The following is a 21,997-nucleotide window of genomic DNA, read 5'->3' as shown; positions in this document are numbered from 1 at the left end:
AGCTTTGGAGACATGATCCAGGCTGATCTGACAATAATCCTGCCGGAGATCGTTCTGGCTGTCTATGCGATGGTCGCTTTGATTGGGGCCGTTTACACGACGAAAGACGGGCTGGCTTCGGTTTTGGTCTGGACGACGGCGGCGCTGATGGCGCTGCTGGCCTTCTGGATCGCCACAAACGGCGACGGTGTCAACGTGGCGTTCAACGGCATGTTTGTGGATGACGGGTTCTCTCGCTTTGCCAAGGTGACAATCCTTTTGTCTGCAGCTGCGGTTCTGGTGATGAGCCAGGACTACATGGCGCGGCGCGATCTGTTGCGGTTCGAATATCCCCTGCTGGTGGCGCTGGCCGCCGTGGGCATGATGATGATGGTCAGCGCAGGCGACCTGATGTCTCTGTATATGGGACTGGAGCTGCAATCGCTGTCCTTGTATGTTGTGGCCGCATTGCGTCGTGACAGCGCCAAATCCACCGAAGCCGGTCTGAAGTACTTTGTACTGGGTGCGCTCAGCTCGGGCCTGCTGCTGTACGGTGCATCGCTGGTCTATGGCTTTACCGGCACCACGCTGTTCTCGGGCATCATCCAGACTGTCCATCACGGAGAGGTTTCAGTTGGTCTGCTCTTCGGCCTGATCTTCCTGATCTCGGGCCTGGCGTTCAAGGTCTCGGCCGTGCCGTTCCATATGTGGACACCGGACGTATATGAAGGCTCGCCTACGCCGATTACAGCTTTCTTCGCAACCGCGCCCAAGGTGGCTGCGATGGCCCTGTTTGCGCGGGTGCTGCATGACGCCTTTGGTGGAGTGGTGAAAGACTGGCAGCAGGTGATTGTGCTGCTTTCGGTTCTGTCGATGCTGCTGGGCGCAGTTGCGGCCATCGGTCAGCGCAACATCAAACGTCTGATGGCGTTCTCGTCGATTGCCCATATGGGGTATGCGCTTATTGGATTGGCGGCAGGCACCGAAATGGGCGTCAAGGCGATGCTGATGTACCTGGCGATCTATGTGACCATGAATATCGGCACGTTTGCGTTCATCCTGATGATGGAGCGCGATGGAAAACCCGTCACTGACATCGATGCTTTGCGCCAGTATTCAAAGCGTGATCCCGGTAAGGCATTGGCCGTATTGATCTTGATGTTCAGCCTTGCAGGCGTGCCGCCGATGCTGGGTTTTTTCGCCAAGTTCGGCGTGTGGCAAGCCGGTGTCAGTGCGGGTCTGACGGGCTTGGTCATCGTTTCGGCCATCGCCTCGGTCATCGGTGCGTTCTATTATCTGCGGATCGTGTTCTACATGTATTTCGGGGACGAGAATGAGGACCCGATCGAGACGCGCTCGACCCCGGTTCTGTGGGTTGCCCTTATGGGGTCTGCGGCGATGATGCTGGTCGGTGTGATTTATCAGTTCGGTATCGAAAGCGCGGCTGCAGCCGCGGCAACGACACTTGTCAACTGACATACAAATTACCCAATTGCAGAGGGCTCGGTCGGCGAACCGGGCCTTTTTGACATGACCGACTGGCCGCAGGGATACGGCTTGCACGTGTTGCAACAGGTCGACAGTACGTTGGATGAGGCGGCCCGTATTGCCCCTTCGGCGCAAGGACCAGTGTGGATCATGGCGCATAGCCAAACTTCGGCACGTGGTCGACGGGGGCGGGCTTGGGCCAACCCTAAGGGCAATCTGGCGGCCACTCTGTTGATGCGCCCGGACGGTAGCCCTGAACAAGCCGCCTTGCGCAGCTTTGTGGCGGCGCTGGCCCTGTTTGACGCCTGTGTCGCGGTCACCGGGCGTGCTGCTGGCTTTGCGCTTAAGTGGCCTAATGATGTGTTGCTGAACGGTGGGAAGCTGGCTGGTATACTTTTGGAAAGCACAGGGCAGGGACGCGCCGTGTCGCACTTGTCCATCGGCATTGGCGTCAACCTGTCCGAGGCTCCTCCGAGCCATGCGGTAGAACCCGGTGCACTGCGCCCTGTTTCGCTGCTGTCTGAAACCGGTGCCAGCGTCACGCCTGAGGATTTTCTAACCGAACTGGCCGCAGCTTATGCCGGGTACGAAAGCCAGTTTGCCACCTACGGGTTCGAGCCGATCCGAACCGCGTGGTTGTCCCGCGCAGCCCGGTTGGGCGAAGTCATCACCGCCCGCACCGCTACGTCCGAGACGGTGGGGACCTTTGAAACCGTGGACAGCAGCGGCAACCTTGTCCTAAAGACCGCCAAAGGCCGCGTTGGCATTCCAGCGGCGGATGTGTTTTTCTGAAGGAGACCGGGATGCTTTTGGCAATTGATTGCGGCAATACAAACACCGTTTTCTCGATCTGGGATGGTGAGAGTTTTCTGTGCACCTTGCGCACGTCGACCCACCATTCCCGCACGGCAGATGCCTATTTCACCTGGTATTCGACCTTGGTTAAGCATTACGGGATCGAGGCTGACATCACAGATGTCATAATTGCCTCAACAGTGCCCCGGGTGGTGTTCAACCTGCGGATTTTTGCGGATCGTTTCTTTGGGTGTCGGCCGCTGGTCGTGGGTAAGCCTGAATGCCTGCTGCCGGTTGCGCCCCGGATTGATGAGGGGACAGTACCCGGGCCGGACCGGTTGGCAAATGCGGTGGCGGCGTTCGATCGGCATGGTGGCGATGTGGTTGTCGTCGATTTTGGAACGGCTACGAATTTTGATGTTGTGGCCTCGGATGGGGCATATGTTGGCGGCATCATTGCGCCCGGTGTAAACCTGTCCCTTGAGGCTTTGCACCAAGGGGCAGCGGCATTGCCGCATATCGACATCACGCGCCCGGAAAGGGTGATTGGCACGAATACGGTTGGCTGTATCCAGTCAGGCGTGTATTGGGGCTATTCCGGGCTGATCGAGGGGTTGATTGCCCGGATCAAAGCAGAATATGGAATGCCGATGAAAGTGATCGGAACTGGCGGGCTGGCCCCTTTGTTCGATCAGGCTGACGTCGGGTTTGACGCCATCGAAGACGATTTGACGATGCACGGCCTGACCGTGATCCATCGCTATAACAAGGAAAATGGCTCGACATGAGCAGTGAACGACTGATCTATCTGCCGCTGGGCGGTGCAGGCGAAATTGGCATGAACGCGTATGTCTATGGCTATGGCAAGCCTGGGCAAGAACGGTTGATCCTTGTTGACCTGGGGGTGACCTTTCCGGATATGGACACGACGCCGGGGGTTGACCTGATCCACGCGGATATTTCCTGGTTGCAGGAACGTGCCGACCGGTTGGAGGCCGTCTTTGTCACCCACGCGCATGAGGACCACGTCGGCGCTGTGGCGCATTGTTATGGCGCACTAGGCGCGCCGATCTATGCGCGGGCGTTCACCGCCAACATCGCGCGCCGCAAAATGGAAGAGCATGGCCACCCCGAAGACGCTGTTCAGACCATCTCGGCCTGGCCAGAACAGATTTCGGTAGGTCCATTCTCGGTCGGGTTCCTACCGGTGTCACATTCGATTCCCGAAAGTGCCGCGCTGGTTCTTGACACCCCTGCGGGCCGGATCGTGCACACGGGCGACTTCAAGCTGGACACAGCCCCTATCGTGGGTGAGCCGTTTGATCCCGACCTGTGGGCCGAGGTGGCCAAGCCCGGTGTAAAAGCGTTGGTGTGCGACAGCACAAACGTGTTTTCCCAGCATGCCGGACGCTCGGAATCCGAGGTCGGCCCTGAGATCACCAGGTTGGTAGAAAGCGCCAGCGGTATGGTGGTTGCCACGACCTTTGCGTCAAACGTGGCCCGGGTGAAGACATTGGCCGAAGCCGGGCAGCGGGCCGGGCGTTCGGTCGTTCTGCTGGGTCGCGCCATGCGACGTATGATCGAGGCGGCCACTGAAACCGGCATCCTGACGGACTTTCCCAAAGTCGTTAGCGCCGAAGAGGCCGTCGACCTGCCGCGCCAGAATCTGATGTTACTTGTGACCGGAAGTCAGGGTGAACGTCGGGCCGCCAGCGCACAACTGGCGCGCGGTAAGTATCGCGGGCTGGAGTTGAAAGAGGGCGATCTGTTCCTGTTCTCGTCCAAGACCATCCCAGGAAATGAGCGTGGCGTGATCTTCATCATGAACCAGCTCAGCGAAAAGGGTGTGGATGTGGTGGATGACAGCTCGGGTCTCTATCATGTCTCGGGCCATGCCAATAGACCGGATCTTGAGAAAGTGCATGCGCTGATCGATCCGCAGATGGTCATCCCGATGCATGGTGAACACCGTCACCTGCGCGAACACGCCAAGTTGGCCGAGGCCGGTGGGCGCACGGGTATTCTGGCGGTCAACGGCACTATGCTGGACCTGACCGGGAACGCGCCGCGTGTGGTGGACTATATTGAAACCGGTCGGACTTATCTGGACGGCACGGTCAAGGTTGGTGCTTTGGACGGGGTTGTGCGCGACCGAATCCGTATGGCGCTGAACGGGCATGTTACTGTGACCGTTATTCTGGACGAAGAGAACGAGCCGTTGGGCGAGCCCTGGTGCGATACGATGGGGTTGTCCGAAACCGGAACCTCGCGTGCGGCGTTGGTCGAGGTACTGGAAGAGGATCTGAACCAGTTCCTCATGCGGGCAGATGCAAAAACCCTGCGGGATGATGACAAACTGGAAGAAGCCCTGCGCCGCATCGTTCGGCAGACCGCAAAATCTGAGATCGGCAAAAAGCCCGAGGTGACGACGGTGATCAGCCGAATGAAGTAAGCGCCGAGTCTTAGTCCGTTTCGGGCATCGGATAGCCCTTCAGACGCAGGAACAGGCTTTGTTCATCGCTGTGCTGGTAAAAGGGGACTGAAGTGGGCGGCGCGGTGTCAGTGATCCGTGCTGCGATTTCCGCCAGCACAACCTCAGTAATAAAGGGCAGGTCCAGATCGCGCGCCCGCTCTAGTGCAACCCATTGCAAATGGGACAGCTCGTCCGAGGCACGGCTGAAATCGTCCAGGTCGCCTTGTATCGCTGTGGCGTCGACCAGAAAGAACCGCGCATCAAACCGGCGCGGACGACCCGGAGGTGTCACCGCCCGAAACACAAACTGAAGCGCATCCGCCGCGGGTTGAATACCCATGTCCGCAAAGCTTTGCCAATCTTCGGGCACCGATCCGAGCCAGCCACCGGGCTGGCCAAGCATCAGCCCGGTTTCTTCCCATAACTCACGGATTGCGGCAGCGGCCAAAGCGTTCTGCATGCCCGGCTGCGCCTGTTCGCTCAGCCGTTCGCTGCAAATCTCGGGCAGGTTCGACGCCAAAGACACATCCGAATCCGCCGCGTCCACGGCGCCACCGGGAAACACAAACTTGTTCGGCATGAAGGCGGCTTTTGCGCCGCGCTGCCCCATTAGGATCGAGGGGTTGGTCAAGCGGTCTCGTAGCACGATGACCGTAGCCGCGTTCCGTATTGCTGATTTGTCTTCTGTCATGCCCTGCGCGACCCGGTTGCCAAGGTCATTACGCTTTTTCGAAACCGTGCATGCGGCGCGCCCATTGGTAGGCCACCACGGCCCCCTTGAAACGGGGCAGCAGGAACAGTGACAAGGCAGTGCAGCCAATTGCAAAAGCCAGGAACATCGTCAGTGGTTCAGGGCGCCACTGCACGTAAGTAAGATGCAAGGCAGGGGCCAGCAGATGGCCGACCAGCAGAATGGTCAGATAGGCCGGGCCGTCATCTGCCCGGTGGTGAAACAGTTCCTGACCGCAATTGCTGCAGCTGTCATTGACCTTCAGGTAGCCGCGCAAAAGCTTGCCCTCACCGCATTTCGGGCACCGGCAACGAAAGCCCTTTATCAGGGCAGCCTTGGTAGGTCGGTCATTTTCGGTCATGGTGTTGATCGTCTGATCTGTCATTTTGAAACTCGCGCGTTCGAATTGACGGGATATTGCGCTTGTTTTACCCCGCAGAAAAGGGGGGTGCGTCGCTTTGTGTCGCGATGCTCAGATCAAATCTTTAGGAAGCTTAACTTTCATCCCGGTGAAAAAATTCTGTTTTCAGCGACGGAACGGGGTTCCTGGGCCGTTTGAACCTATGTGAGCAGCGGCGATGGGGCCGCTTGAATCAAAGGAAAAACGATATGAAAAGCGTAAAATTCATCCCGGCCATCCTTATCTCGGCTGTTGCAATCACCGGCACCTCGGTGCTGGCTGCCGGTCCGAAAGACCGCGCACCCGTAACTTTCCAGGAATTGGACGCCAATGGCGATGGTCAGGTGACGCAGGACGAAATGCAGGCTCATCGCAATCAACGCTTCACCGATGCCGATACCGATGGGGACGGTCAGCTGAGTGTCGAGGAAATGCAATCCGCAGCCCAGACGAAGGCCAGTGAGCGCGTCACTAAGATGTTCGAAAAGAACGACGCCAATCAGGACGGTTTTCTGACCGAGGACGAGTTGCCCAAACCGCGCCGTGCTGGCAAGATGTTTGATCGTATCGACGCGGATAACAATGGGTCGATCTCGGAACAGGAATTTGCCGATGCAAAAGACAAGATGGGTCGAAAGCACAAGAAACACGGCCAGTCGGGCTCTGACGACAGCTGATGAAGGATGGAGGATCTGACCTCCCCTTTGCAGGATGTTCGCGGCACCTCTGGTGCCGCGGGCGACCCGGGCGACGATACGTTGCTGCGGCAGTTCGCAGATGGCGATGCTGCCGCTGCGCGTGAGCTGACCGATCGGCTGGGCCCGCGCAGCTTTTCCGTAGCTCTGCGGATGCTGGGTAACAGGGCGGAAGCCGAAGATGTGACGCAGGACGCCATGATGCGGCTGTGGCAAGTAGCGCCGAAATGGGTGCCGGGGCAGGCCAAGGTGTCGACCTGGCTGTACCGTGTGACGCTGAACCTGTGTGTGGACGTACAACGCAAGAAAAAGCCCGACAGGCTGGCCGAAGTGCCCGAGCCCGAGGATGGCGAACCAAGCGTGGCGGACCGGATGCAGGACATGGCACGCAAGGATGCGCTGCAGGACGCCTTGTCGCAATTGCCTGACCGGCAGCGGCAGGCCGTTATCTTGCGGCATATGGAAGAATTGCCCAATCCTGAAATCGCCGGGATTATGGGCGTTTCAACAGAAGCGGTAGAAAGTCTGACCGCGCGCGGAAAACGGTCTCTGGCGGCGATACTGGCCGGACGACGTGATGAACTGGGGTATGACGATGGCTGATGACACCACTGAACTTGAACAGTTGTTTGCCCAGGCGCGGCAAGCCCGGTCCGGTTTGCCCGATGAACTTGCGGTTCGAATTCTGACAGATGCCGAATCCGTACGGCTTTCCCGGATGACGCCTGTACTACAGCCACGACGCTCCCTGTGGGCGCGGCTATTGGACGGCTTTGGCGGCTGGCCCAGCATGGGTGGTTTGGTTGCGGCCAGCGCCGCGGGTGTTTGGATCGGGTTTTCAGCCCCTGACTTTCTGCCCGATCCGGCGACGTACATCTTTGCTCAGGACAGCAGTTTCGTAGTTGCAGATCTTGGCCTGGACACAACATTTCTGGAGGACGCGGAATGAGCGAAAATCCCAAACCCAAGAAACGCTGGGTAACGGTTTTGTTGATCGTGTCCCTGGCGCTGAACCTGCTGATCGTGGGCATCGCGCTGGGAACAGCCTACAGGGTCAAAGGCGGGGACCAGGCCAAGGCTCCACCCGGGTTCGGGTCCGCTTTGTACCGGGCATTGCCGAAAGAAGATCGCAAAGCTTTGCGCGGAGAATTGTCCGAGCGACACAAGCATGGATCAAAGCTCCGCGCCCAGGATTTCACTGCACTGGGCGCTGCATTGCGGGCCAATCCCTTTGATCCCGCGGCCGTGCAGGTTCTTTTGCAACAACAGGCGCAGGCCATGGCTGATTTGCAATTTGCCCTTCAGGATGAGTGGCTGGCGCGCGTCTCAGAGATGAGCGACGCAGAGCGTCAGGCCTATGCAACCCGGTTGGAAGAGGTTGTGCGGCGCAAACCTCATGGGCGCAAGCGGAAAGACTAAGCGGCGCTTTGCCGGACCCGAACCTGATCACGTCCGGCTGTTTTGGCAGCATAAAGCGCGGTGTCGGCGGATTTGATCAACTTTTCCAGCGGTGCGGGCCGGTGTAACAGCGATGGCGCGTCCGGCTTGGTTGCGATCAGACCTATGCTGATCGTAACCGGGATGGGGCAGGGTGCATCTGGCAGTTTAAACGGTTTTCGACGGATGCTGTTGCACAGTGTGCGGGCCAGCTCTAGCGCTTTTTCCTGAGTGGTGTCCGACAGGCCGATCATGAACTCTTCTCCGCCGATACGTGCGACGAAACCGGCAGTGCCGACGGTTTGCTGCAACCGTGCCGCCGCCTCGGTCAGGACCATATCCCCAGCGGAATGGCCGAAATTGTCGTTGATGGCTTTGAAGTGATCCAGATCGGCCAGCATTACCGCAAATCCCTGCCCGGACCGTGCGGCCCGGTGCGCGATCTGATCCATCGCGCGCATCGCATAGCGTCGGTTGTGCAGGCCGGTCAGCGGATCAACCCACGATTCGGCCAGCCCGCGGCGCAAGGATGCGCGCATCTGATCCAGTCGCACCTTGCGCGCCACTTGATTGTCGATGCGCAAAACCGTCTCCTCGGCACAGAACCCGCCCAGACAGATTGCATCGGCGCCCCGATCCAGCGCGTCCGAGGCGCGCTCGGCTTTCTCGCCCTCAAGAATACCTATCAGAACGGTGTGTCGCGTTGCCCCCCGGGATTTCAGATCAGCAAGAAGGTTCAGGTCGGCTGGACTGGCCCTCACTTCGACCACGATGGCGTCCGGCACCGGGCCGGACAACAACCCTTGAAGGTTTGACGATGTATGTACCGCCAAGCTGTGTCGCATACGTTTCGCCAAAGCGTTTTGCCAGATTGCGCCGGTACGCGCACTATGCGTCAGAACAGCCACTCGCGCTGGTTTGGATGCCGTAATCAAGGTGCCGGCAGGCTCGGCAAACCCGATGGGCTGCGAGCTGTTTCCAGCCTTCAGATCCTGTGTATCAGCCCGTGCGCGTAACAGGCTGCGAACCCGGGCCAGCAAAAACGTATCCTTGAACGGATGCGCCAACACATCATCCAGCCCGTCCTCCAGTGCCTTCAACCTGGCTGCTTTGTCGTTTTGCGGCGCAATCGCGACAACCGGTACGTCCATGAGATCCGGATCAGCCATCACCAGCTTTTTCACATCCGCAGCGACACCGTCCGGCAAGGTCTGAGAGGTCAGAACCAGATCGGGCTTGGCCCGGCGCAGCAGTCCCGCCAACCCATGAAGCCGTTCGCCCTGAACGACGTGATACCACGCCGCCGTCAGCTGAACCTTCAGCATGATGCGATTGGTCGAGGTCCCGTCGAGGACAAGGATGGTTCCCTGCACGGACATATTGGTCACCGTTGATTGCATGCGTTGCCAAAGTGTTTATGAGTCTGGTTAACAAACCCTTTCCAAGAGCTGATCCGGGGCCTCTTTATGCCAATATCCGCCCAATCTGCTGAAACGCTGGCGCTGAACGCTCTGGGCTGGCTTGTCGGAAACGAAGAGCTTCTGCCTGTTTTTCTGGGCTCTACCGGCACATCAGAGCAAGATCTGCGAGACAGAGCCTCTGAGCCGGAGTTGCTGGGATCAGTGCTGGAGTTTCTGATGCTTGACGATTCGTGGGTGGTTGCCTTTTGTGACGCGAACTCAGTGCCCTATGAATTGCCGGGGCAAGCGCGCGCCGTTTTGTCCGGCGGGGCCGATGTCCACTGGACCTGAACCTAAAACCTTGCAGGAGCACGCAATGCCCATAGACGCCATCTTGTTCGACAAGGACGGTACACTGTTTGATTTTGCCGACACGTGGGGGGCATTTGGACGTAATGTGCTGATGCGGCTGGCCGATGGAGACCTCAGGCGCGCAACCGAATTGGGGCATGTCATCGGGTTCGATCTGGAACAAGTCACATACTCGGCTGACAGTATTGTCGTGGCGGCGACGGCTGACGAGATCGCGGCGACCCTGGCCCCGCATGTACCTGAACTCACGCAGGCCGAGCTGGTCGACCTATTGAACAGCGAGGCCGCCACTGCAGCGCAAGCACCAGCCATTCCGTTGCTGCCGTTTCTGGAGGGGTTGCGGCAGGCCGGTTTCAAGCTGGGAGTAGCCACAAATGACAGCGAAGCGCCCGCGCTGCAACATCTGGAATCTGTGGGCATCAGGGGTCACTTTGATTTTGTTGCAGGCTATGACAGCGGCCATGGACACAAACCCGGTCCCGGACAATTGCTTGCATTTTCCGCCCATGTCGGGGTCGAGCCCGCGCGCGTGGCCATGGTAGGGGACAGCTTGCACGACCTGCAGGCGGGGCGTGCCGCCGGGATGACCACAATCGGTGTTCTCACCGGAGTTGCCCCGGCTGAGGCGCTTTTGCCTATGGCTGATGTTGTATTGCCGGATATCGGACATATCCCGGGCTGGTTGGCAAAAAACTGACGGCTCAGCAGCTGTTTTCGGCGGTTCGGAATAGAAAACCGACATAGGTTGTCGCAGACAGAGCGGCCAACCGCCCGGGTTCGGGGCTTGCTTGGGAAAGTGCAAGCTCCGGAGGACAAAATGGCCGACACAAAAACTCGCAGACGCCGCGGCGGAGGGCGTGCCGGTGCGGCTGAACGCAGGGGCAGTGCGGTGATCGACCAGATGCCGTGGGACCCTCCGATCAACACTGACAACCCCACCGAGCCGCTGGATGCAGCCGGGATCGAGGCGATCCACGAAGGCGCCATGCGCATTCTCGAAGAGATCGGAATCGAGTTCTACAACGAAGAAGCTATCGGTATCCTGCGCGAAGCAGGCTGTACGATTGAAGGCGACAACGTCCGTATGGGCCGGGATTTTGTGATGGAGATGGTCGGCAAGGCACCGTCCACCTTCTCGATCACTCCGCGCAACTTGGATCGCAAGATCGAGATCGGTGGCAAAAAACTGCTTTTCGGCAATGTTTCCTCGCCCCCCAATTACTGGGATATGGAGATCGGGACCAAGGTTCCAGGCAATCGCGAGATGTGCCGAAACCTGTTGAAACTGACCCAGTATTTCAACTGTATCCATTTCGCCGGGGGCTATCCGGTTGAGCCGGTGGATATCCACGCCAGCGTTCGGCATCTGGATGTTCTCTATGACAAGCTGACCCTGACGGATAAGGCGATGCACGCCTATTCTCTGGGCAAGGAGCGCGTCGAAGATGTGATGGAAATGGTCAGAATCGCCGGAGGCCTGAGTCACGAAGAGTTCGAAGAAACTCCGCGCATGTACACCAACATCAACTCGACCTCGCCGCTGAAACATGACCATCCGATGATTGATGGTTGTCTGCGTTTGGCGCGACGGGGGCAGGCGATTGTGGTGACACCGTTTACATTGGCTGGCGCGATGGCCCCGGTGACAATGGCCGGTGCTGTGGCGCAGTCCTTGGCCGAGGCGCTGTGCGCCATTGCCCTGTTCCAATATGTGCGGTCCGGGATTCCCTGCGTTATCGGCACGTTCACTTCGAATGTGGACATGAAATCCGGCGCTCCGGCCTTTGGCACGCCGGAATACATGCGCTCGACCCAGATGACGGGACAGATGGCGCGGTACTACGGCCTTCCGATGCGGTCTTCGGGTGTGTGTGCTGCAAACGTGCCTGACGGGCAATCGATCTGGGAGACGTCGAACTCCCTGTGGGCGGCAGTTCAATCCGGCACCAATATGGTTTACCACGCAGCCGGATGGTTGGAGGGCGGTTTGATCGCAAGCCCCGAGAAGTTCATCATGGATTGCGAAATACTTCAGCAAATTCAACGATATATGCAGCCTGAAATTACCGCAACCGGACCCGATGAAATCGCACTGGATGCGATCCGTTCCGTCGGGAACGAAGGCCATTTCTTTGGCATCCAGCACACGCAGGATCGTTATACCACCGCCTTCTACCAGCCCTTCCTCAGCGATTGGAAAAACTATGAAGGCTGGGATGTGGCCGGTGGCATCTGGACCGCCGAGCGTGCCCACCACATGTTCAAGGAGATCATTACCAGCTTTGAACCTCCGGCGCTGGATGAGGGTATCCGGGACGAGCTTGCCGACTTTGTAGCGCGCCGCAAATCCGAAGGCGGGGCGCCTACGGATTTCTGATATGACGTAATCAAATTACGCTTTGAGACTCGGTCATATTGTCCATATCTCACGATGCGTTTTGGCGTTTTATTAAGGATTGTCAGGCCAGATTGGCGGGGAAACCAATCTGGGGCATCTCATGCATGGTCTGATCAATCGGGCGATACAGTCTTTTGTGTGCGCGACCTACGGACAATCGTGCTGGCTGCGCGTGACCGAGGTGGCCGAGTTGGGATTCGTCGAGTTTGAGGCCATGCTCGTCTACGATGATGACATGACGGTCCGGGTGTTGGATGCGCTTTGCGCCGACCTGAACAGACCTCGAGCTGAAATGCTGGAAGATTTGGGAACTTATCTGGTCTCGCACCCAAAAATGGAGGACTTGCGCCGATTGCTGCGGTTCGGTGGCGTAATCTATGTTGAGTTTTTGCATTCACTGGATGATTTGTCCGACAGGGTCAGGTTGGCCGTGTCCGATCTGTGCCTGCCCGCGTTGGAACTTCGTGAAGTATCGCCGACGGAATATCAGCTGCGCTGTTTTCCTGGCTTGCCCGGCTATTCCAGCGTCATGGTCGGTGTTTTGCGCGCGATGGCTGATGACTATGGGGCCTTGGCGATGTTGTCCCATGAGGGCCAAGAGGGAGCGGCCGAGGTCATCTCAATTGTTCTGGTGGAAAGCGCTTTTGCCGAAGGGCGGAATTTTGATCTGGGGGCGCGGAAATCATGATGGATACCGGTGATTTGGGTGCTTTGTTGGAAACGCTGTGCCCCATGTTCGTGCTTGTGGATGAGACTGGGCGCATCCTGCGCGTCGGTCCGACACTGCAAAAACTGCGCCCCGATCAGCAGATGGCAGGCAAGAGCTTTGTGGACGTGTTTAAGCTGGTGCGCCCCCGCGCAGTGAAGTCCGTGTCAGCCTTGATGTCACTGGCCGGGGCCAAACTGCACCTGAAACTTCACGACACACCAAGTACAGCGCTGAAAGGATTGATTGCACCGCTGCCACAGGGGAAGGGCGCAGTCATCAACCTGTCGTTCGGAATCTCGATCCTGGATGCGGTGCGGGATTACGCGCTGACCAGTGCCGATTTCTCGGGCACGGATTTGGCGATCGAACTGTTATATCTGGTTGAGGCCAAGTCCGCGGCGATGGAGGCCTCGAGGTCGCTGAACCTGCGGTTGCAAGGCGCCATGCTGGCTGCCGAGGAACAAGCTCTTACAGATATGCTGACCGGCCTGAAAAACCGGCGCGCAATGGATGTATTCCTTGGCCATCTGATATCCGGCAGCACCCCTTTTGCCCTGATGCATCTGGATCTGGACTACTTCAAATCCGTCAACGATAGATTTGGTCATGCGGCAGGCGATTACGTCTTGCAGCAAGCGGCGCAAATAATGATTGAGGAAACTCGAAGCGACGACACGGTCGCGCGTATCGGTGGAGATGAGTTTGTTATTATTTTCAGAGGCTTGATAGACGAAAAGGTTCTGTCGGCTGTCGCCGGGCGTCTGATTGAACGGCTGAAAAAGCCGATGGAATTCGAAAGCAATACCTGCCGGATATCAGCCAGTATCGGAACGGCCTTGTCGACACAATTCGTGTCACTCAAAGCTGCGGAGATTCTACACGCTGCGGACTTGGCTTTGTATGAGGCGAAGCGCAAGGGACGGTCCCGCCACGCCCTCTATTCAGCGTTGGCAGAGCTTGGGCAGGAAGGCACGACGACGGGGACACCCTCGGAATAGCCGCACCAGCCTCGCTGCTCACGAATTGCCTATGTGAGAGAGTTAACTTTGCCTGGTCGCCGTGGACAGAGTTGCTGCAATATGGCTTTTGATGCGAGGCAACTCACCGACCACCGGCATCACCTGACCTATAAAGCCCGCGTCGCTTAGTTCTTTCGGTACATCCTCAAGTACGTGCCCACCGGTGCAGGCAAAAAAGGGCAGACAAAGGGCCTGACGGGTCAAACCAGTGGCGGCTTGGGCAATCGAAGGTGGCTCTTCCACAAAGCCGAGGTGAGAGGATTTGAACGTTAGATGCTGTTCCAGTTCCGCTGCAAAGGCTGTTGCAACGGCAGAAGGATTGCGGCTGCGACCAGAGCCGTGGGCGGCCAGAACCAGATCGGTATTGGCGGCCTTCCATTGGTTTTCGGCCAGCACATCGCGCAGCGCATCGGCGACTAACGCGGGCAGTTGCGGGTCAACACCCAAGGGGTCGAGAATGCGTCGTTGCCGATCTCTTAGCCGGTTGGGCAGCGCGCTGGTCACAAACCAGCCTTTTGCCATAAAAAGCGGATAGATCACCGTGTCTTCGGGCAGGCGGTCCAGACACTCCTCCAGCATACTAGGGGCAGCCAAAGTTGCGGATCCAACGCTGACCCCGTGACACTGCGCGTCGACTTCGGCCGCATAAGCGGCCAGCGCAGCTTCGGCGGGGTCGGGGTCCGATGGCTGACCATGAGCGACGATAAGGGCATTGGGCATTTAAGAAATCCTGATTGGTTTCCCGATAGGTGTACCCTGACGGTCCAATGTCAATCGATGTTTGATGAATGTCAGCCCAACAGAGTCAACCAAAACAGAACCGTCAAAATGGACGCCGCTGTACCGATCAGCACGGACGACGCGGCAACCCGTTTCGCCCGCCCATACATGTTGGCAAATATATATGCGTTGAACCCGGGCGCCATAGCCGCGTTCAAAACACCAGACCGGAACAAATCCTGCGGTAGGCCAACAGACGACCCAAACAGCCAAACCAAGCTTGGATGCAGCATCAGGGATATGGCACAGACAAATGCGATGGCGCGCAGGTCGCCTTCGGGTTTGTATTTGACCAGCACACCGCCCAGTGCAAACAGGGCGCCGGGCAGGGCAGCCCGGGTCACGAGGCCAAGGGCCTCGTCCACGACGGCAGGCACTACGATCCCCGACAGGTTGACCACGAAACCAAGCGCGATGCCAAGGATCAGTGCGTTGCGGAACATTGCGGACAAGATGGACCGCACCATCCGGGTGCCGCCGTGGCCACGGTTTCTGATCACCTCCATCACCGTGATGCCGACGCCGTAGCAGAAAGGAGAGTGGAAGGCGATGATGGCGTAGTTTCCGGTCAGGTTTTCGGGGCCATAGGCGCGCTCGATTATCGGCAAACCCAACAGGACGGAATTGGAGAACAGACAGCAAAACCCAATCGCGACACAGTCCTCCCAGTCGCGTTGAAATATCAATCGCGCCCCAAAGAGGCCCGCGCAAAAGCATAGCGCGGCGGCGATGTAAAAGCTGGCCAAAAGCCGGGGATCAAAACTGGCGCTCAAGTCCAGATTGGATATCGCCAGAAACAGCAGACACGGGATCGCAAAGCCCTGCGTGAACTTCATCAACCCGTCGATATGAATTTCTTTGAAGTATCCCAGGCGGGTAGAGGCATAGCCAGCCCCGATCACCAGGAAGACCGGAAGAATAACGTCGATCAGGCTTTGCAGCATGTTAAGCCCCCCGTGTATTGCGCCATTGCCGGCGGCGGTATTTCGGGGCGGGCGATCAGCGGCCTACAGGCCCTGAAGGATCACCATGCCGTCATAGGCCGGGGTGATGTAGTCGTCGGTTTCCGCCTCGACCGTGGCATAATCCAGATCGATATGCATGTTGGTCAGCACTGCGCGTTTGGGTCTTAGTTGGTCGATCCATCCCAGCGTCTTTTCCAGATGCGCGTGAGTGGGATGTGGTGACCGGCGCAGAGCATCGACCACCAAACAATCCAGCCCTTCCAGCAGCGGCCAGACATCGTCATAAATCTCGGCAACATCCGGAAGGTAGACCAGCTTGCCCATCCGGAATCCCAGCGCATCGATAGTGCCGTGATTGACCCGGAACGGATGAAAGGGGATAGGTCCGCCAGGGCCGTTCACTTCGAACGGGCCGTTGATGGATTTAAGCTGCAGGATCGGCGGATAGGGTGAGCCTTCGGGTTGTACAAAGGCGTACCCGAACCGCCCCAGAAGGTCGTTTTGCGTGTCGCCATCCGCCCAGACCGGCACCCGTTCCCGCATGTTGAACACGATCATGCGCAGATCATCAAGACCGTGGACATGATCAGCGTGTGAATGGGTATAGACAACACCATCCAGCCGTCCTGTGCCGGTGCCCAACAATTGGCTGCGCATGTCAGGCGAGGTGTCGATCAGAACCGAAGTTGTACCATCGGGTCCATCGCGTTCCACCAGCATCGAGCAGCGGCGACGGATGTTTCTGGGATTGTCGGGATCGCACGCGCCCCAATGCCCTCCCAGCCGAGGCACACCACCGGATGAACCGCAGCCAAGGATGGTACAACGCAATTCGGTCATGCAGCTGCCTTGTAGGCCGCAACCTTGGTGAACAACCGGTCGAAGTTAACCTGTGTCTGCGCTGCGAAATCGGCGTAGTCCAGACCGAACACCTCGGCTCCCTTGCGGGCGGTATGTGCGGTGTAGGCGGGTTCGTTGCGTTTGCCGCGATAGGGCGGCGGGGCCAGATAGGGCGCGTCGGTTTCCACCAGAATGCGATCGACCGGTGCGCTGGCGAAGATATCCCGCAATTCCTGACTTTTGGGAAAAGCAGCAATACCGGACATGGACAGGTAGAACCCAAGATCCAATGCTGCCTTGGCCAGTTCTGCCGATGAGGAAAAGCAATGCATCACACAAGAATAGGGCGCGTTGCGGTGCTCTTCGGCCAGAATCCGGGCCATATCGTCATCCGCTGCGCGGGCGTGAATGATCAGAGGAAGACCAGTGCGCTGGGCGGCCTCGATATGAACGCGTAGTGATAGCTTTTGAACCGCGGCGGAGTCGGCGGTGTAATGGTAATCCAGCCCGGTTTCGCCGATGCCCACAAACTTGGGGTGCTGAGACAGGGTGATCAGCTCATCAACGGTCGCCATTGGCTCGTCTGCTACACTCATGGGATGGGTGCCAGCCGCGTAGAAAACGGGTGCGTTCGCCTCTGCCATGGTGCGTATGGTGGGTTCATTGCGTAGACGCGTGCAAATCGTGACCATCCGGGTCACGCCCGCCTCAGCTGCGTTAGCGATAATCTGGTCCAGTTGCCCGTCGAAATCGGGGAAGTCCAGATGGCAATGACTGTCGGTAATCTGGGGGGTGTCGCTCATCTGCTCTGACCGGCGGTTTCCTGTATCTTGAACACCGTATCTAGGACCAGAGCGGCAGGGTCAAGGTTCACCGCCTGACCATGGCGTGCGCGGGCTGTAATTGTCGCGGCAACCTCAGCCCAGCGCCGAGCTTGAAGCGGCGACGCAGACAGGCGGCTTAGCGTTTCGGCCTCATTCGGGGCGGCCTCGGGCATCAGCGGTGCGCCGGTTGCACCAGTCAGGGCAAGGCGGGACAGGGCAACGTCGATCAGGGTTAGCAACAGTTCAAACCGCTCTGCCGCGCCACGTTGGGCGGCAGCTTCGGCAAGGGCCAGCGCGCGCTGGCGATCCATCCGGGGCAAGGTGCCCAGTATACCGATCAACTCGGCGTAGATTTCCAGCCCGCCCAGATTGATCAGCCGGACCGCATCGCCCACGGATCCCGCAGCAAGGGCCGCAAGATGTTCGGCACGACCGGGCAGTTCGGCTCCGGTTTGGGCCAGTGCGGTCTGCATATCCTCGGCCCCAAGCGGCGACAGGCGCAGGGTTCGGCAGCGAGACCGGATCGTCGGCAACAGGCGGGACGGTTGGTGCGACACCAACAATAGCGTAGTGCGCGCGGGCGGTTCTTCGAGCATTTTCAACAGTGCATTGGCTGCACTGACATTCATCTCATCCGCCGAGTCGACGATCACCACACGGCGCCCACCATCTGCCGAGGACAGACCAAAGAACTTGCCCAGTTTGCGAATGTCATCAACGACGATCTCGCCGCGCAGGCGTCCCTGATCATTAACGGATCGGGTGATCGCGGCCAGACCGGGCTCAGCCCCGGCCTGAATGCGATGAGTGACCGGATGATCGGGGGCAATCGCCAGCGTTTCGGGCGGCGGTGGCGCGCCAAACAGGCCATCTTCTTCGGCCGGAGGGGTTGCCAGCAGAAACCGCGCAATCCTCCAAGCCAAGGTTGCTTTGCCCACCCCGCGCGGTCCGGTCAGCAACCAGCCGTGATGCAGGCGCTCTGATGTATAGGCGCTCAGAAAGGCCTGTTCGGCCGCGGCTTGCCCAAAAAGTTGTCGGGTTTCACGCGGGTGCGGGGCACCGGGGGCCTGATCCGGGGAGGGTGTGTCGTCGCTCATTTCTCGTCTGTCACAAGGTTTGTTGGACGATATCTGTCACATCCCGGGCAACGCTGTCCATGTCCCGGTTACCGTCGATCACGCGAAACCGGTCAGAAAACTCATCTGCCAGAGCCAGAAACCCCGCGCGCATTTTCTGTTGCAGGTCGATGCCAAAATCCTCGAACCGCTCTTCCGATCCCTGACGTCCTTTGGCCCGCGACAGTCCCGTTTCCGGGTCCATGTCGATCAGAACAGTCAGATCGGGTTCACGTCCGATCATCAGGCTGTGCAGCTGATCGACCAGTCCGCGCAGGTCACCTCGGGACAGGCCCTGATACATGCGGGTGCTGTCGGCGAACCGGTCGCAGATCACCACTTTGCCTTCAGTCAGCGCTGGTTCGATCGTTCGTTCCAGATGATCCCGCCGCGCGGCAGTGAACAGCAAGATTTCGGTTTCAGCCGACCAGCGGTCAGGGTCGCCCTCCAGAACCAGGCTGCGAATTTCCTCGGCCCCGTCCGAACCGCCGGGCTCGCGTGTCAGAACGACCTTATGGCCCATACCGATCAGATGCTCGGCAAGCATACGTGCCTGCGAGGATTTACCTGATCCGTCAATACCTTCGAAGGTCAGAAACAACCCGGATCTTGTCACAATGCGTCCAATGGGTTGCCAATCACGTCGGTCAGGACGATGCCGCCTACGGTCATCATGCGCACCATAAATCCACCTGTTGGGACATCCTGCGCGGCGACCAGAGGCCTGCGAATCTCGGGCAGGCCTTCGGGTTTGATGACCAGTTCGGCCAGCTGCTGCCCTTTGGTAATCGGCGCGTTGACGGGGCCCTCATAGACCACTTCGGCCTCGACATTGGAGTCTCCCAGAACGGGGAACAGCAAGGACAGGTCTTCTTCGGGTACCAGTCCAACGGTCTTGTTGGCCCCCATCCAGACCTGCGCTTCGGCTAGCGGCGTGTCCGGGTTGGCAACTGTCCTCTCGACAAAATTACGAAACGACCAGTTAACAACAGCCTCGGCCTCCTCTGCGCGACGGGCGGTGCTGTCGAGGCCGGAGAGCACAAAGATCACCCGGCGGTCCCCCTGTTTGGCCGATCCGACAAGACCGTAACCGGCCTCTTGCGTATGACCGGTTTTCAGCCCATCCGCGCCAATGCCCAGTTTCAAAAGCGGGTTGCGGTTTCGCTTGTTTGACGGTGCACGACCATCGAATTCAAACTCTTCTTCGGCGAAAAGGGGGTAATATTCGGGGAAATCCGTGATTAACCGGTTCGCCAGAACTGCAAGGTCATGCACGGACATCATGTGACCCGCGGCGGGCCAGCCGTTGGAATTGGCGAAGTTCGAGTTATCCATCCCGATCTGCTGGGCGCGCTGTGTCATATAGCGGGCGAATCCGGCCTCGGTCCCGTCGGGGCTCAGCGCTTCGGCGAGCACAACGCATGCGTCATTGCCCGACAATACGATGATGCCGCGCAACAAATCCTCTACCCGGACTCGGTCCTGCGTATTCAGGAACATGGTTGATCCGCCATAGCTCATGGCGTGTTCGGACACCGGTAGGGTTTCGTCCAGCGTCAGGCGGCCATCCCGCAGTGCCTCGAACGCCACATAAAGCGTCATCAGCTTTGACATCGACGCGGGCGGCAGTGGCTGATCTGCTTCCTTGGACAGAAGAACGGTTCCGGTCGTCTGGTCCATCACATAGGCCGCGCGGGCCTGAGTATCGAAAGCATGGGCGGGCAGGGCAAACAGCGCCAGGCCCAGGGTCAAAACGGATGATCGCAGTGAGGACAGCATCGGGGGCCTCCTTTGGTTTTCAGTTTTTGACGGTGAACGCGTCGGTGAATCCAAGGTCTTTGACATCGCCTTGGATTGCGTTCCGTTCAGAGCGGGTTGCAGCCGGGCCAACCAAAACGCGCCAGACCGTTTTGCCATCGCTTTCCAGTTCACGCACATCGGCGTTCAGCCCGTTTCGCTTGATCTTTTCAGCGGCACTTTTGGCATTGGCTTCAACGTTGAAGGTTCCAACCTGAACATATGGCTTGCTGATCGACCGGGGGGCCGCCGCCTGCGTCGCTGTGGCCGCTTCAACAGCGGTTGGTTCCGCCGCATCAATTGCCGCCGCTGCGCCTTCGATCGGGTCCAACGTAGTTTCCGTAATTTCGTTGGCAGGCTTCTTTTGCCACCATTTACGTTTGGCCGGTTTTTCCGTGGGCGGAGTAACCTCGGGGTCCGACAATGTCGCTGCCGGTGCGGCCTGAACAGCGGTTTCTGCAACTTCCTCAGTTGCTTCGGCTGCTGAGTCCGTCGCGGCGTCAGCTGCTACAGCAGCACCTGTTGCAGCAGCAGTTTCCTTCTTTTGCCACCATTTCCGTTTGGCCGGTTTTTCAGTGGGCGGAGTGACCTCGGGGTTCGACAATGTCGCCGCCGGTGCGGCCTGAACAGCCGTTTCTGCAACTTCCTCAGCTGCTTCGGCTGCTGTGTCCGTCGCGGCGTCAGCTGCTACCGCAGCACCGGTTACAGCAGCAGTTTCCTTCTTTTGCCACCATTTCCGCTTTGCAGGCTTTTCCGTCTCAGCGGTTTCGCCGTTGGATGCGGCCGGGTCCACTTTCGGCGTGTCCTCTGCGCTAGCGGTTTCTGTCCCGGCTGTTTCCTCGGGCGCGGGCTTTTTCTGTTCGGCTTGTTTGCGGCGCAGGGCGACCACTTCGACTTTTGTCGGTGCTCCCGCAAGGATGCCCAGCTTTTCGGCCGCCGCCGAAGACAACTGCAGGGCTGGACCGGGCAGGTTTCTTTCCCTGCGGAACAGGGCACCCGTCACGGTTTTGTTATTGGACGTGTTTTTGATGACCACGCGCTCTGGCTGTGTCACTTCGGGGTGTGCCACCCAGATACCGCCCAAGGACGGGCGGCCGTCCCAAAGACCGGCTTCGGTAACCTGAAAAACCTCGGGGGCTTCCACGGACTCGCGAGAGTTGTCCGAGTATTCCGGGAACAGTTCAGTCTTTCCGTCGTTCTCGGTGTCGCTGCTTTGCGCATCACCAGAAGCGCCATCTGGCGACAATGCCTCTTCGCAGCCTGCCAGAACTGCCAATGACAGGGCCAGAACCGCCAATGATCGCGGTTTTGCGCGTGTCTCACTCGCTCGCTTCATTTTGTCATCCCTTGCCTGAAAGGGTCTCGTTTCCTGAACCCCGCCGCCACTCGCCGGTTCTGTTTCGCCGGGCTGATATGGTCTTTCCGCCGAAGCATAACGCGAGCCGGGGTTCAAGGAAAGACCGCTGCGCTACCTTCGGCGAGATTTCCCTATTTGCTCTTGCCACCGTTTCAAGTTCGCCTTAGACCCGGCCCCACGCGGGGAGGTGGCAGAGTGGTCGAATGCGGCGGTCTTGAAAACCGTTGAACGTGAGAGCGTTCCCAGGGTTCGAATCCCTGTCTCCCCGCCACTCAAACCTGCCTCATTTCAGTTGCGTTTTCTGACCCGGAATTGTGCCGCAATTCCCGCGAGTTGGCGCATGCGCTTTCAATCAGAGACAGAGCGGACCGTACATTCAGAGGACACTTAAGGCCCCAGTCTCAGTGCCGCATATTGGCGGGGT

24 protein-coding genes and 1 tRNA gene are annotated in these 21,997 nt (G+C 58.7%); 14 read left to right on the top strand and 11 right to left on the bottom strand.

The window, feature by feature from the left end; genetic code table 11:
- Positions 1-12 precede the first annotated feature (12 nt).
- Genes nuoN through RUM8411_RS02770 form a run of 4 tightly spaced genes read left to right on the top strand, consistent with a single transcriptional unit; the run spans position 13 to position 4,714 of the window.
- Positions 13-1,455 carry an NADH-quinone oxidoreductase subunit NuoN gene (gene nuoN, locus RUM8411_RS02785; protein ID WP_085821131.1) on the top strand — a complete coding sequence of 481 codons (1,443 nt, stop codon included), beginning with the start codon at positions 13-15 and terminating at the stop codon, positions 1,453-1,455.
- Between the two features lie 54 nt (positions 1,456-1,509).
- Entirely contained in the window at positions 1,510-2,259 is a 750-nt protein-coding gene (locus RUM8411_RS02780) for a biotin--[acetyl-CoA-carboxylase] ligase (RefSeq protein WP_085821130.1), read from the top strand.
- A gap of 11 nt (positions 2,260-2,270) precedes the next feature.
- Positions 2,271-3,050 (top strand): type III pantothenate kinase, encoded by a 780-nt coding sequence (locus RUM8411_RS02775; protein ID WP_085821129.1) that lies wholly within the window; start codon positions 2,271-2,273, stop codon positions 3,048-3,050.
- Positions 3,047-4,714 carry a ribonuclease J gene (locus RUM8411_RS02770; RefSeq protein ID WP_085821128.1) on the top strand — a complete coding sequence of 556 codons (1,668 nt, stop codon included), beginning with the start codon at positions 3,047-3,049 and terminating at the stop codon, positions 4,712-4,714. Before RUM8411_RS02775 ends, RUM8411_RS02770 begins: the two co-directional genes overlap by 4 nt.
- A 10-nt stretch (positions 4,715-4,724) precedes the next feature.
- On the opposite strand, the gene RUM8411_RS02765 is transcribed toward RUM8411_RS02770, so the two are convergent.
- Together RUM8411_RS02765 and RUM8411_RS02760 are read right to left on the bottom strand one after the other, a co-directional pair.
- Positions 4,725-5,426 carry an NUDIX hydrolase gene (locus RUM8411_RS02765; RefSeq protein WP_085821127.1) on the bottom strand — a complete coding sequence of 234 codons (702 nt, stop codon included), beginning with the start codon at positions 5,424-5,426 and terminating at the stop codon, positions 4,725-4,727.
- A gap of 28 nt (positions 5,427-5,454) precedes the next feature.
- Positions 5,455-5,850 carry a DUF983 domain-containing protein gene (locus RUM8411_RS02760; RefSeq protein ID WP_085821126.1) on the bottom strand — a complete coding sequence of 132 codons (396 nt, stop codon included), beginning with the start codon at positions 5,848-5,850 and terminating at the stop codon, positions 5,455-5,457.
- 224 nt (positions 5,851-6,074) lie between these two features.
- On the opposite strand from RUM8411_RS02760, the gene RUM8411_RS02755 reads away from it, so the two are divergent.
- The 4 genes from RUM8411_RS02755 to RUM8411_RS02740 are packed head-to-tail and all read left to right on the top strand — an operon-like array spanning position 6,075 to position 7,979.
- The gene (locus RUM8411_RS02755) at positions 6,075-6,542 is read left to right on the top strand and encodes an EF-hand domain-containing protein (RefSeq protein WP_085821125.1); all 468 of its coding nucleotides are present in this window, start codon (positions 6,075-6,077) and stop codon (positions 6,540-6,542) included.
- A gap of 6 nt (positions 6,543-6,548) precedes the next feature.
- Positions 6,549-7,163, top strand: a complete 615-nt coding sequence (locus RUM8411_RS02750; RefSeq protein ID WP_085821124.1) for an RNA polymerase sigma factor — start codon at positions 6,549-6,551, stop codon at positions 7,161-7,163.
- Positions 7,156-7,509, top strand: a complete 354-nt coding sequence (locus tag RUM8411_RS02745) for a hypothetical protein (protein WP_085821569.1) — start codon at positions 7,156-7,158, stop codon at positions 7,507-7,509. Before RUM8411_RS02750 ends, RUM8411_RS02745 begins: the two co-directional genes overlap by 8 nt.
- Positions 7,506-7,979 (top strand): periplasmic heavy metal sensor, encoded by a 474-nt coding sequence (locus RUM8411_RS02740; RefSeq protein ID WP_085821123.1) that lies wholly within the window; start codon positions 7,506-7,508, stop codon positions 7,977-7,979. The genes RUM8411_RS02745 and RUM8411_RS02740 overlap by 4 nt, the downstream gene beginning before the upstream one ends.
- On the opposite strand, the gene RUM8411_RS02735 is transcribed toward RUM8411_RS02740, so the two are convergent.
- A complete protein-coding gene (locus tag RUM8411_RS02735) occupies positions 7,976-9,376 on the bottom strand; it encodes a diguanylate cyclase (protein WP_085821568.1) in 1,401 nt (466 codons plus the stop codon). The two genes, RUM8411_RS02740 and RUM8411_RS02735, sit on opposite strands and share 4 nt — an antisense overlap.
- Before the next feature lie 87 nt (positions 9,377-9,463).
- On the opposite strand from RUM8411_RS02735, the gene RUM8411_RS02730 reads away from it, so the two are divergent.
- From RUM8411_RS02730 to RUM8411_RS02710, 5 genes are all read left to right on the top strand, one after another.
- Positions 9,464-9,748 carry a DUF3572 domain-containing protein gene (locus RUM8411_RS02730; RefSeq protein WP_085821122.1) on the top strand — a complete coding sequence of 95 codons (285 nt, stop codon included), beginning with the start codon at positions 9,464-9,466 and terminating at the stop codon, positions 9,746-9,748.
- 25 nt (positions 9,749-9,773) lie between these two features.
- Positions 9,774-10,466 (top strand): HAD family hydrolase, encoded by a 693-nt coding sequence (locus RUM8411_RS02725; RefSeq protein WP_085821121.1) that lies wholly within the window; start codon positions 9,774-9,776, stop codon positions 10,464-10,466.
- Between the two features lie 120 nt (positions 10,467-10,586).
- On the top strand, positions 10,587-12,146 hold the full coding sequence (locus RUM8411_RS02720) for a trimethylamine methyltransferase family protein (protein WP_085821120.1): 1,560 nt from the start codon (positions 10,587-10,589) through the stop codon (positions 12,144-12,146).
- 121 nt (positions 12,147-12,267) lie between these two features.
- Complete coding sequence (locus RUM8411_RS02715; protein ID WP_085821119.1) at positions 12,268-12,855, top strand: heme NO-binding domain-containing protein; 588 nt, start codon at positions 12,268-12,270, stop codon at positions 12,853-12,855.
- Positions 12,852-13,874, top strand: a complete 1,023-nt coding sequence (locus RUM8411_RS02710; RefSeq protein WP_085821118.1) for a GGDEF domain-containing protein — start codon at positions 12,852-12,854, stop codon at positions 13,872-13,874. The genes RUM8411_RS02715 and RUM8411_RS02710 overlap by 4 nt, the downstream gene beginning before the upstream one ends.
- Before the next feature lie 42 nt (positions 13,875-13,916).
- Here the strand turns inward: RUM8411_RS02710 and RUM8411_RS02705 are convergent, their stop codons facing one another.
- The 8 genes from RUM8411_RS02705 to RUM8411_RS02670 form a co-directional block, all read right to left on the bottom strand.
- Positions 13,917-14,615: a CbiX/SirB N-terminal domain-containing protein gene (locus RUM8411_RS02705; RefSeq protein WP_085821117.1), complete on the bottom strand. Its 699-nt coding sequence runs from the start codon at positions 14,613-14,615 to the stop codon at positions 13,917-13,919.
- 71 nt (positions 14,616-14,686) lie between these two features.
- On the bottom strand, positions 14,687-15,619 hold the full coding sequence (locus RUM8411_RS02700) for an AEC family transporter (RefSeq protein WP_085821116.1): 933 nt from the start codon (positions 15,617-15,619) through the stop codon (positions 14,687-14,689).
- A 63-nt stretch (positions 15,620-15,682) separates the two neighbouring features.
- Positions 15,683-16,480: an MBL fold metallo-hydrolase gene (locus tag RUM8411_RS02695; RefSeq protein WP_085821115.1), complete on the bottom strand. Its 798-nt coding sequence runs from the start codon at positions 16,478-16,480 to the stop codon at positions 15,683-15,685.
- Positions 16,477-17,283, bottom strand: coding sequence for a TatD family hydrolase (locus RUM8411_RS02690; protein ID WP_085821114.1), 807 nt, complete (start codon positions 17,281-17,283; stop codon positions 16,477-16,479). The genes RUM8411_RS02695 and RUM8411_RS02690 overlap by 4 nt, the downstream gene beginning before the upstream one ends.
- Complete coding sequence (locus tag RUM8411_RS02685; RefSeq protein WP_085821113.1) at positions 17,280-18,401, bottom strand: DNA polymerase III subunit delta'; 1,122 nt, start codon at positions 18,399-18,401, stop codon at positions 17,280-17,282. The genes RUM8411_RS02690 and RUM8411_RS02685 overlap by 4 nt, the downstream gene beginning before the upstream one ends.
- A gap of 10 nt (positions 18,402-18,411) precedes the next feature.
- The gene (tmk, locus tag RUM8411_RS02680) at positions 18,412-19,035 is read right to left on the bottom strand and encodes a dTMP kinase (RefSeq protein WP_085821112.1); all 624 of its coding nucleotides are present in this window, start codon (positions 19,033-19,035) and stop codon (positions 18,412-18,414) included.
- Positions 19,032-20,198 carry a D-alanyl-D-alanine carboxypeptidase family protein gene (locus RUM8411_RS02675; protein WP_085821111.1) on the bottom strand — a complete coding sequence of 389 codons (1,167 nt, stop codon included), beginning with the start codon at positions 20,196-20,198 and terminating at the stop codon, positions 19,032-19,034. The genes tmk and RUM8411_RS02675 overlap by 4 nt, the downstream gene beginning before the upstream one ends.
- 19 nt (positions 20,199-20,217) lie before the next feature.
- Positions 20,218-21,552, bottom strand: a complete 1,335-nt coding sequence (locus RUM8411_RS02670; RefSeq protein WP_085821110.1) for an SPOR domain-containing protein — start codon at positions 21,550-21,552, stop codon at positions 20,218-20,220.
- A gap of 202 nt (positions 21,553-21,754) precedes the next feature.
- On the opposite strand from RUM8411_RS02670, the gene RUM8411_RS02665 reads away from it, so the two are divergent.
- A tRNA-Ser gene (locus tag RUM8411_RS02665) sits at positions 21,755-21,844 on the top strand.
- The last annotated feature ends 153 nt before the right edge of the window (positions 21,845-21,997 follow it).

Origin of the sequence: Ruegeria meonggei (assembly GCF_900172215.1) — a bacterium.
Lineage (GTDB): Bacteria > Pseudomonadota > Alphaproteobacteria > Rhodobacterales > Rhodobacteraceae > Ruegeria > Ruegeria meonggei.
This window is presented reverse-complemented; position numbering and strand designations above follow the sequence as displayed.

Bases quoted from the DNA above. Each gene is read 5' to 3' on its own strand.
- nuoN (WP_085821131.1), top strand. From the start codon at position 13: ATGATCCAGGCTGATCTGACAATAATCCTGCCGGAGATCGTTCTGGCT.
- RUM8411_RS02780 (WP_085821130.1), top strand. From the start codon at position 1,510: ATGACCGACTGGCCGCAGGGATACGGCTTGCACGTGTTGCAACAGGTC.
- RUM8411_RS02775 (WP_085821129.1), top strand. From the start codon at position 2,271: ATGCTTTTGGCAATTGATTGCGGCAATACAAACACCGTTTTCTCGATC.
- RUM8411_RS02770 (WP_085821128.1), top strand. From the start codon at position 3,047: ATGAGCAGTGAACGACTGATCTATCTGCCGCTGGGCGGTGCAGGCGAA.
- RUM8411_RS02765 (WP_085821127.1), bottom strand. From the start codon at position 5,426: ATGACAGAAGACAAATCAGCAATACGGAACGCGGCTACGGTCATCGTG.
- RUM8411_RS02760 (WP_085821126.1), bottom strand. From the start codon at position 5,850: ATGACAGATCAGACGATCAACACCATGACCGAAAATGACCGACCTACC.
- RUM8411_RS02755 (WP_085821125.1), top strand. From the start codon at position 6,075: ATGAAAAGCGTAAAATTCATCCCGGCCATCCTTATCTCGGCTGTTGCA.
- RUM8411_RS02750 (WP_085821124.1), top strand. From the start codon at position 6,549: ATGGAGGATCTGACCTCCCCTTTGCAGGATGTTCGCGGCACCTCTGGT.
- RUM8411_RS02745 (WP_085821569.1), top strand. From the start codon at position 7,156: ATGGCTGATGACACCACTGAACTTGAACAGTTGTTTGCCCAGGCGCGG.
- RUM8411_RS02740 (WP_085821123.1), top strand. From the start codon at position 7,506: ATGAGCGAAAATCCCAAACCCAAGAAACGCTGGGTAACGGTTTTGTTG.
- RUM8411_RS02735 (WP_085821568.1), bottom strand. From the start codon at position 9,376: ATGTCCGTGCAGGGAACCATCCTTGTCCTCGACGGGACCTCGACCAAT.
- RUM8411_RS02730 (WP_085821122.1), top strand. From the start codon at position 9,464: ATGCCAATATCCGCCCAATCTGCTGAAACGCTGGCGCTGAACGCTCTG.
- RUM8411_RS02725 (WP_085821121.1), top strand. From the start codon at position 9,774: ATGCCCATAGACGCCATCTTGTTCGACAAGGACGGTACACTGTTTGAT.
- RUM8411_RS02720 (WP_085821120.1), top strand. From the start codon at position 10,587: ATGGCCGACACAAAAACTCGCAGACGCCGCGGCGGAGGGCGTGCCGGT.
- RUM8411_RS02715 (WP_085821119.1), top strand. From the start codon at position 12,268: ATGCATGGTCTGATCAATCGGGCGATACAGTCTTTTGTGTGCGCGACC.
- RUM8411_RS02710 (WP_085821118.1), top strand. From the start codon at position 12,852: ATGATGGATACCGGTGATTTGGGTGCTTTGTTGGAAACGCTGTGCCCC.
- RUM8411_RS02705 (WP_085821117.1), bottom strand. From the start codon at position 14,615: ATGCCCAATGCCCTTATCGTCGCTCATGGTCAGCCATCGGACCCCGAC.
- RUM8411_RS02700 (WP_085821116.1), bottom strand. From the start codon at position 15,619: ATGCTGCAAAGCCTGATCGACGTTATTCTTCCGGTCTTCCTGGTGATC.
- RUM8411_RS02695 (WP_085821115.1), bottom strand. From the start codon at position 16,480: ATGACCGAATTGCGTTGTACCATCCTTGGCTGCGGTTCATCCGGTGGT.
- RUM8411_RS02690 (WP_085821114.1), bottom strand. From the start codon at position 17,283: ATGAGCGACACCCCCCAGATTACCGACAGTCATTGCCATCTGGACTTC.
- RUM8411_RS02685 (WP_085821113.1), bottom strand. From the start codon at position 18,401: ATGAGCGACGACACACCCTCCCCGGATCAGGCCCCCGGTGCCCCGCAC.
- RUM8411_RS02675 (WP_085821111.1), bottom strand. From the start codon at position 20,198: ATGCTGTCCTCACTGCGATCATCCGTTTTGACCCTGGGCCTGGCGCTG.
- RUM8411_RS02670 (WP_085821110.1), bottom strand. From the start codon at position 21,552: ATGAAGCGAGCGAGTGAGACACGCGCAAAACCGCGATCATTGGCGGTT.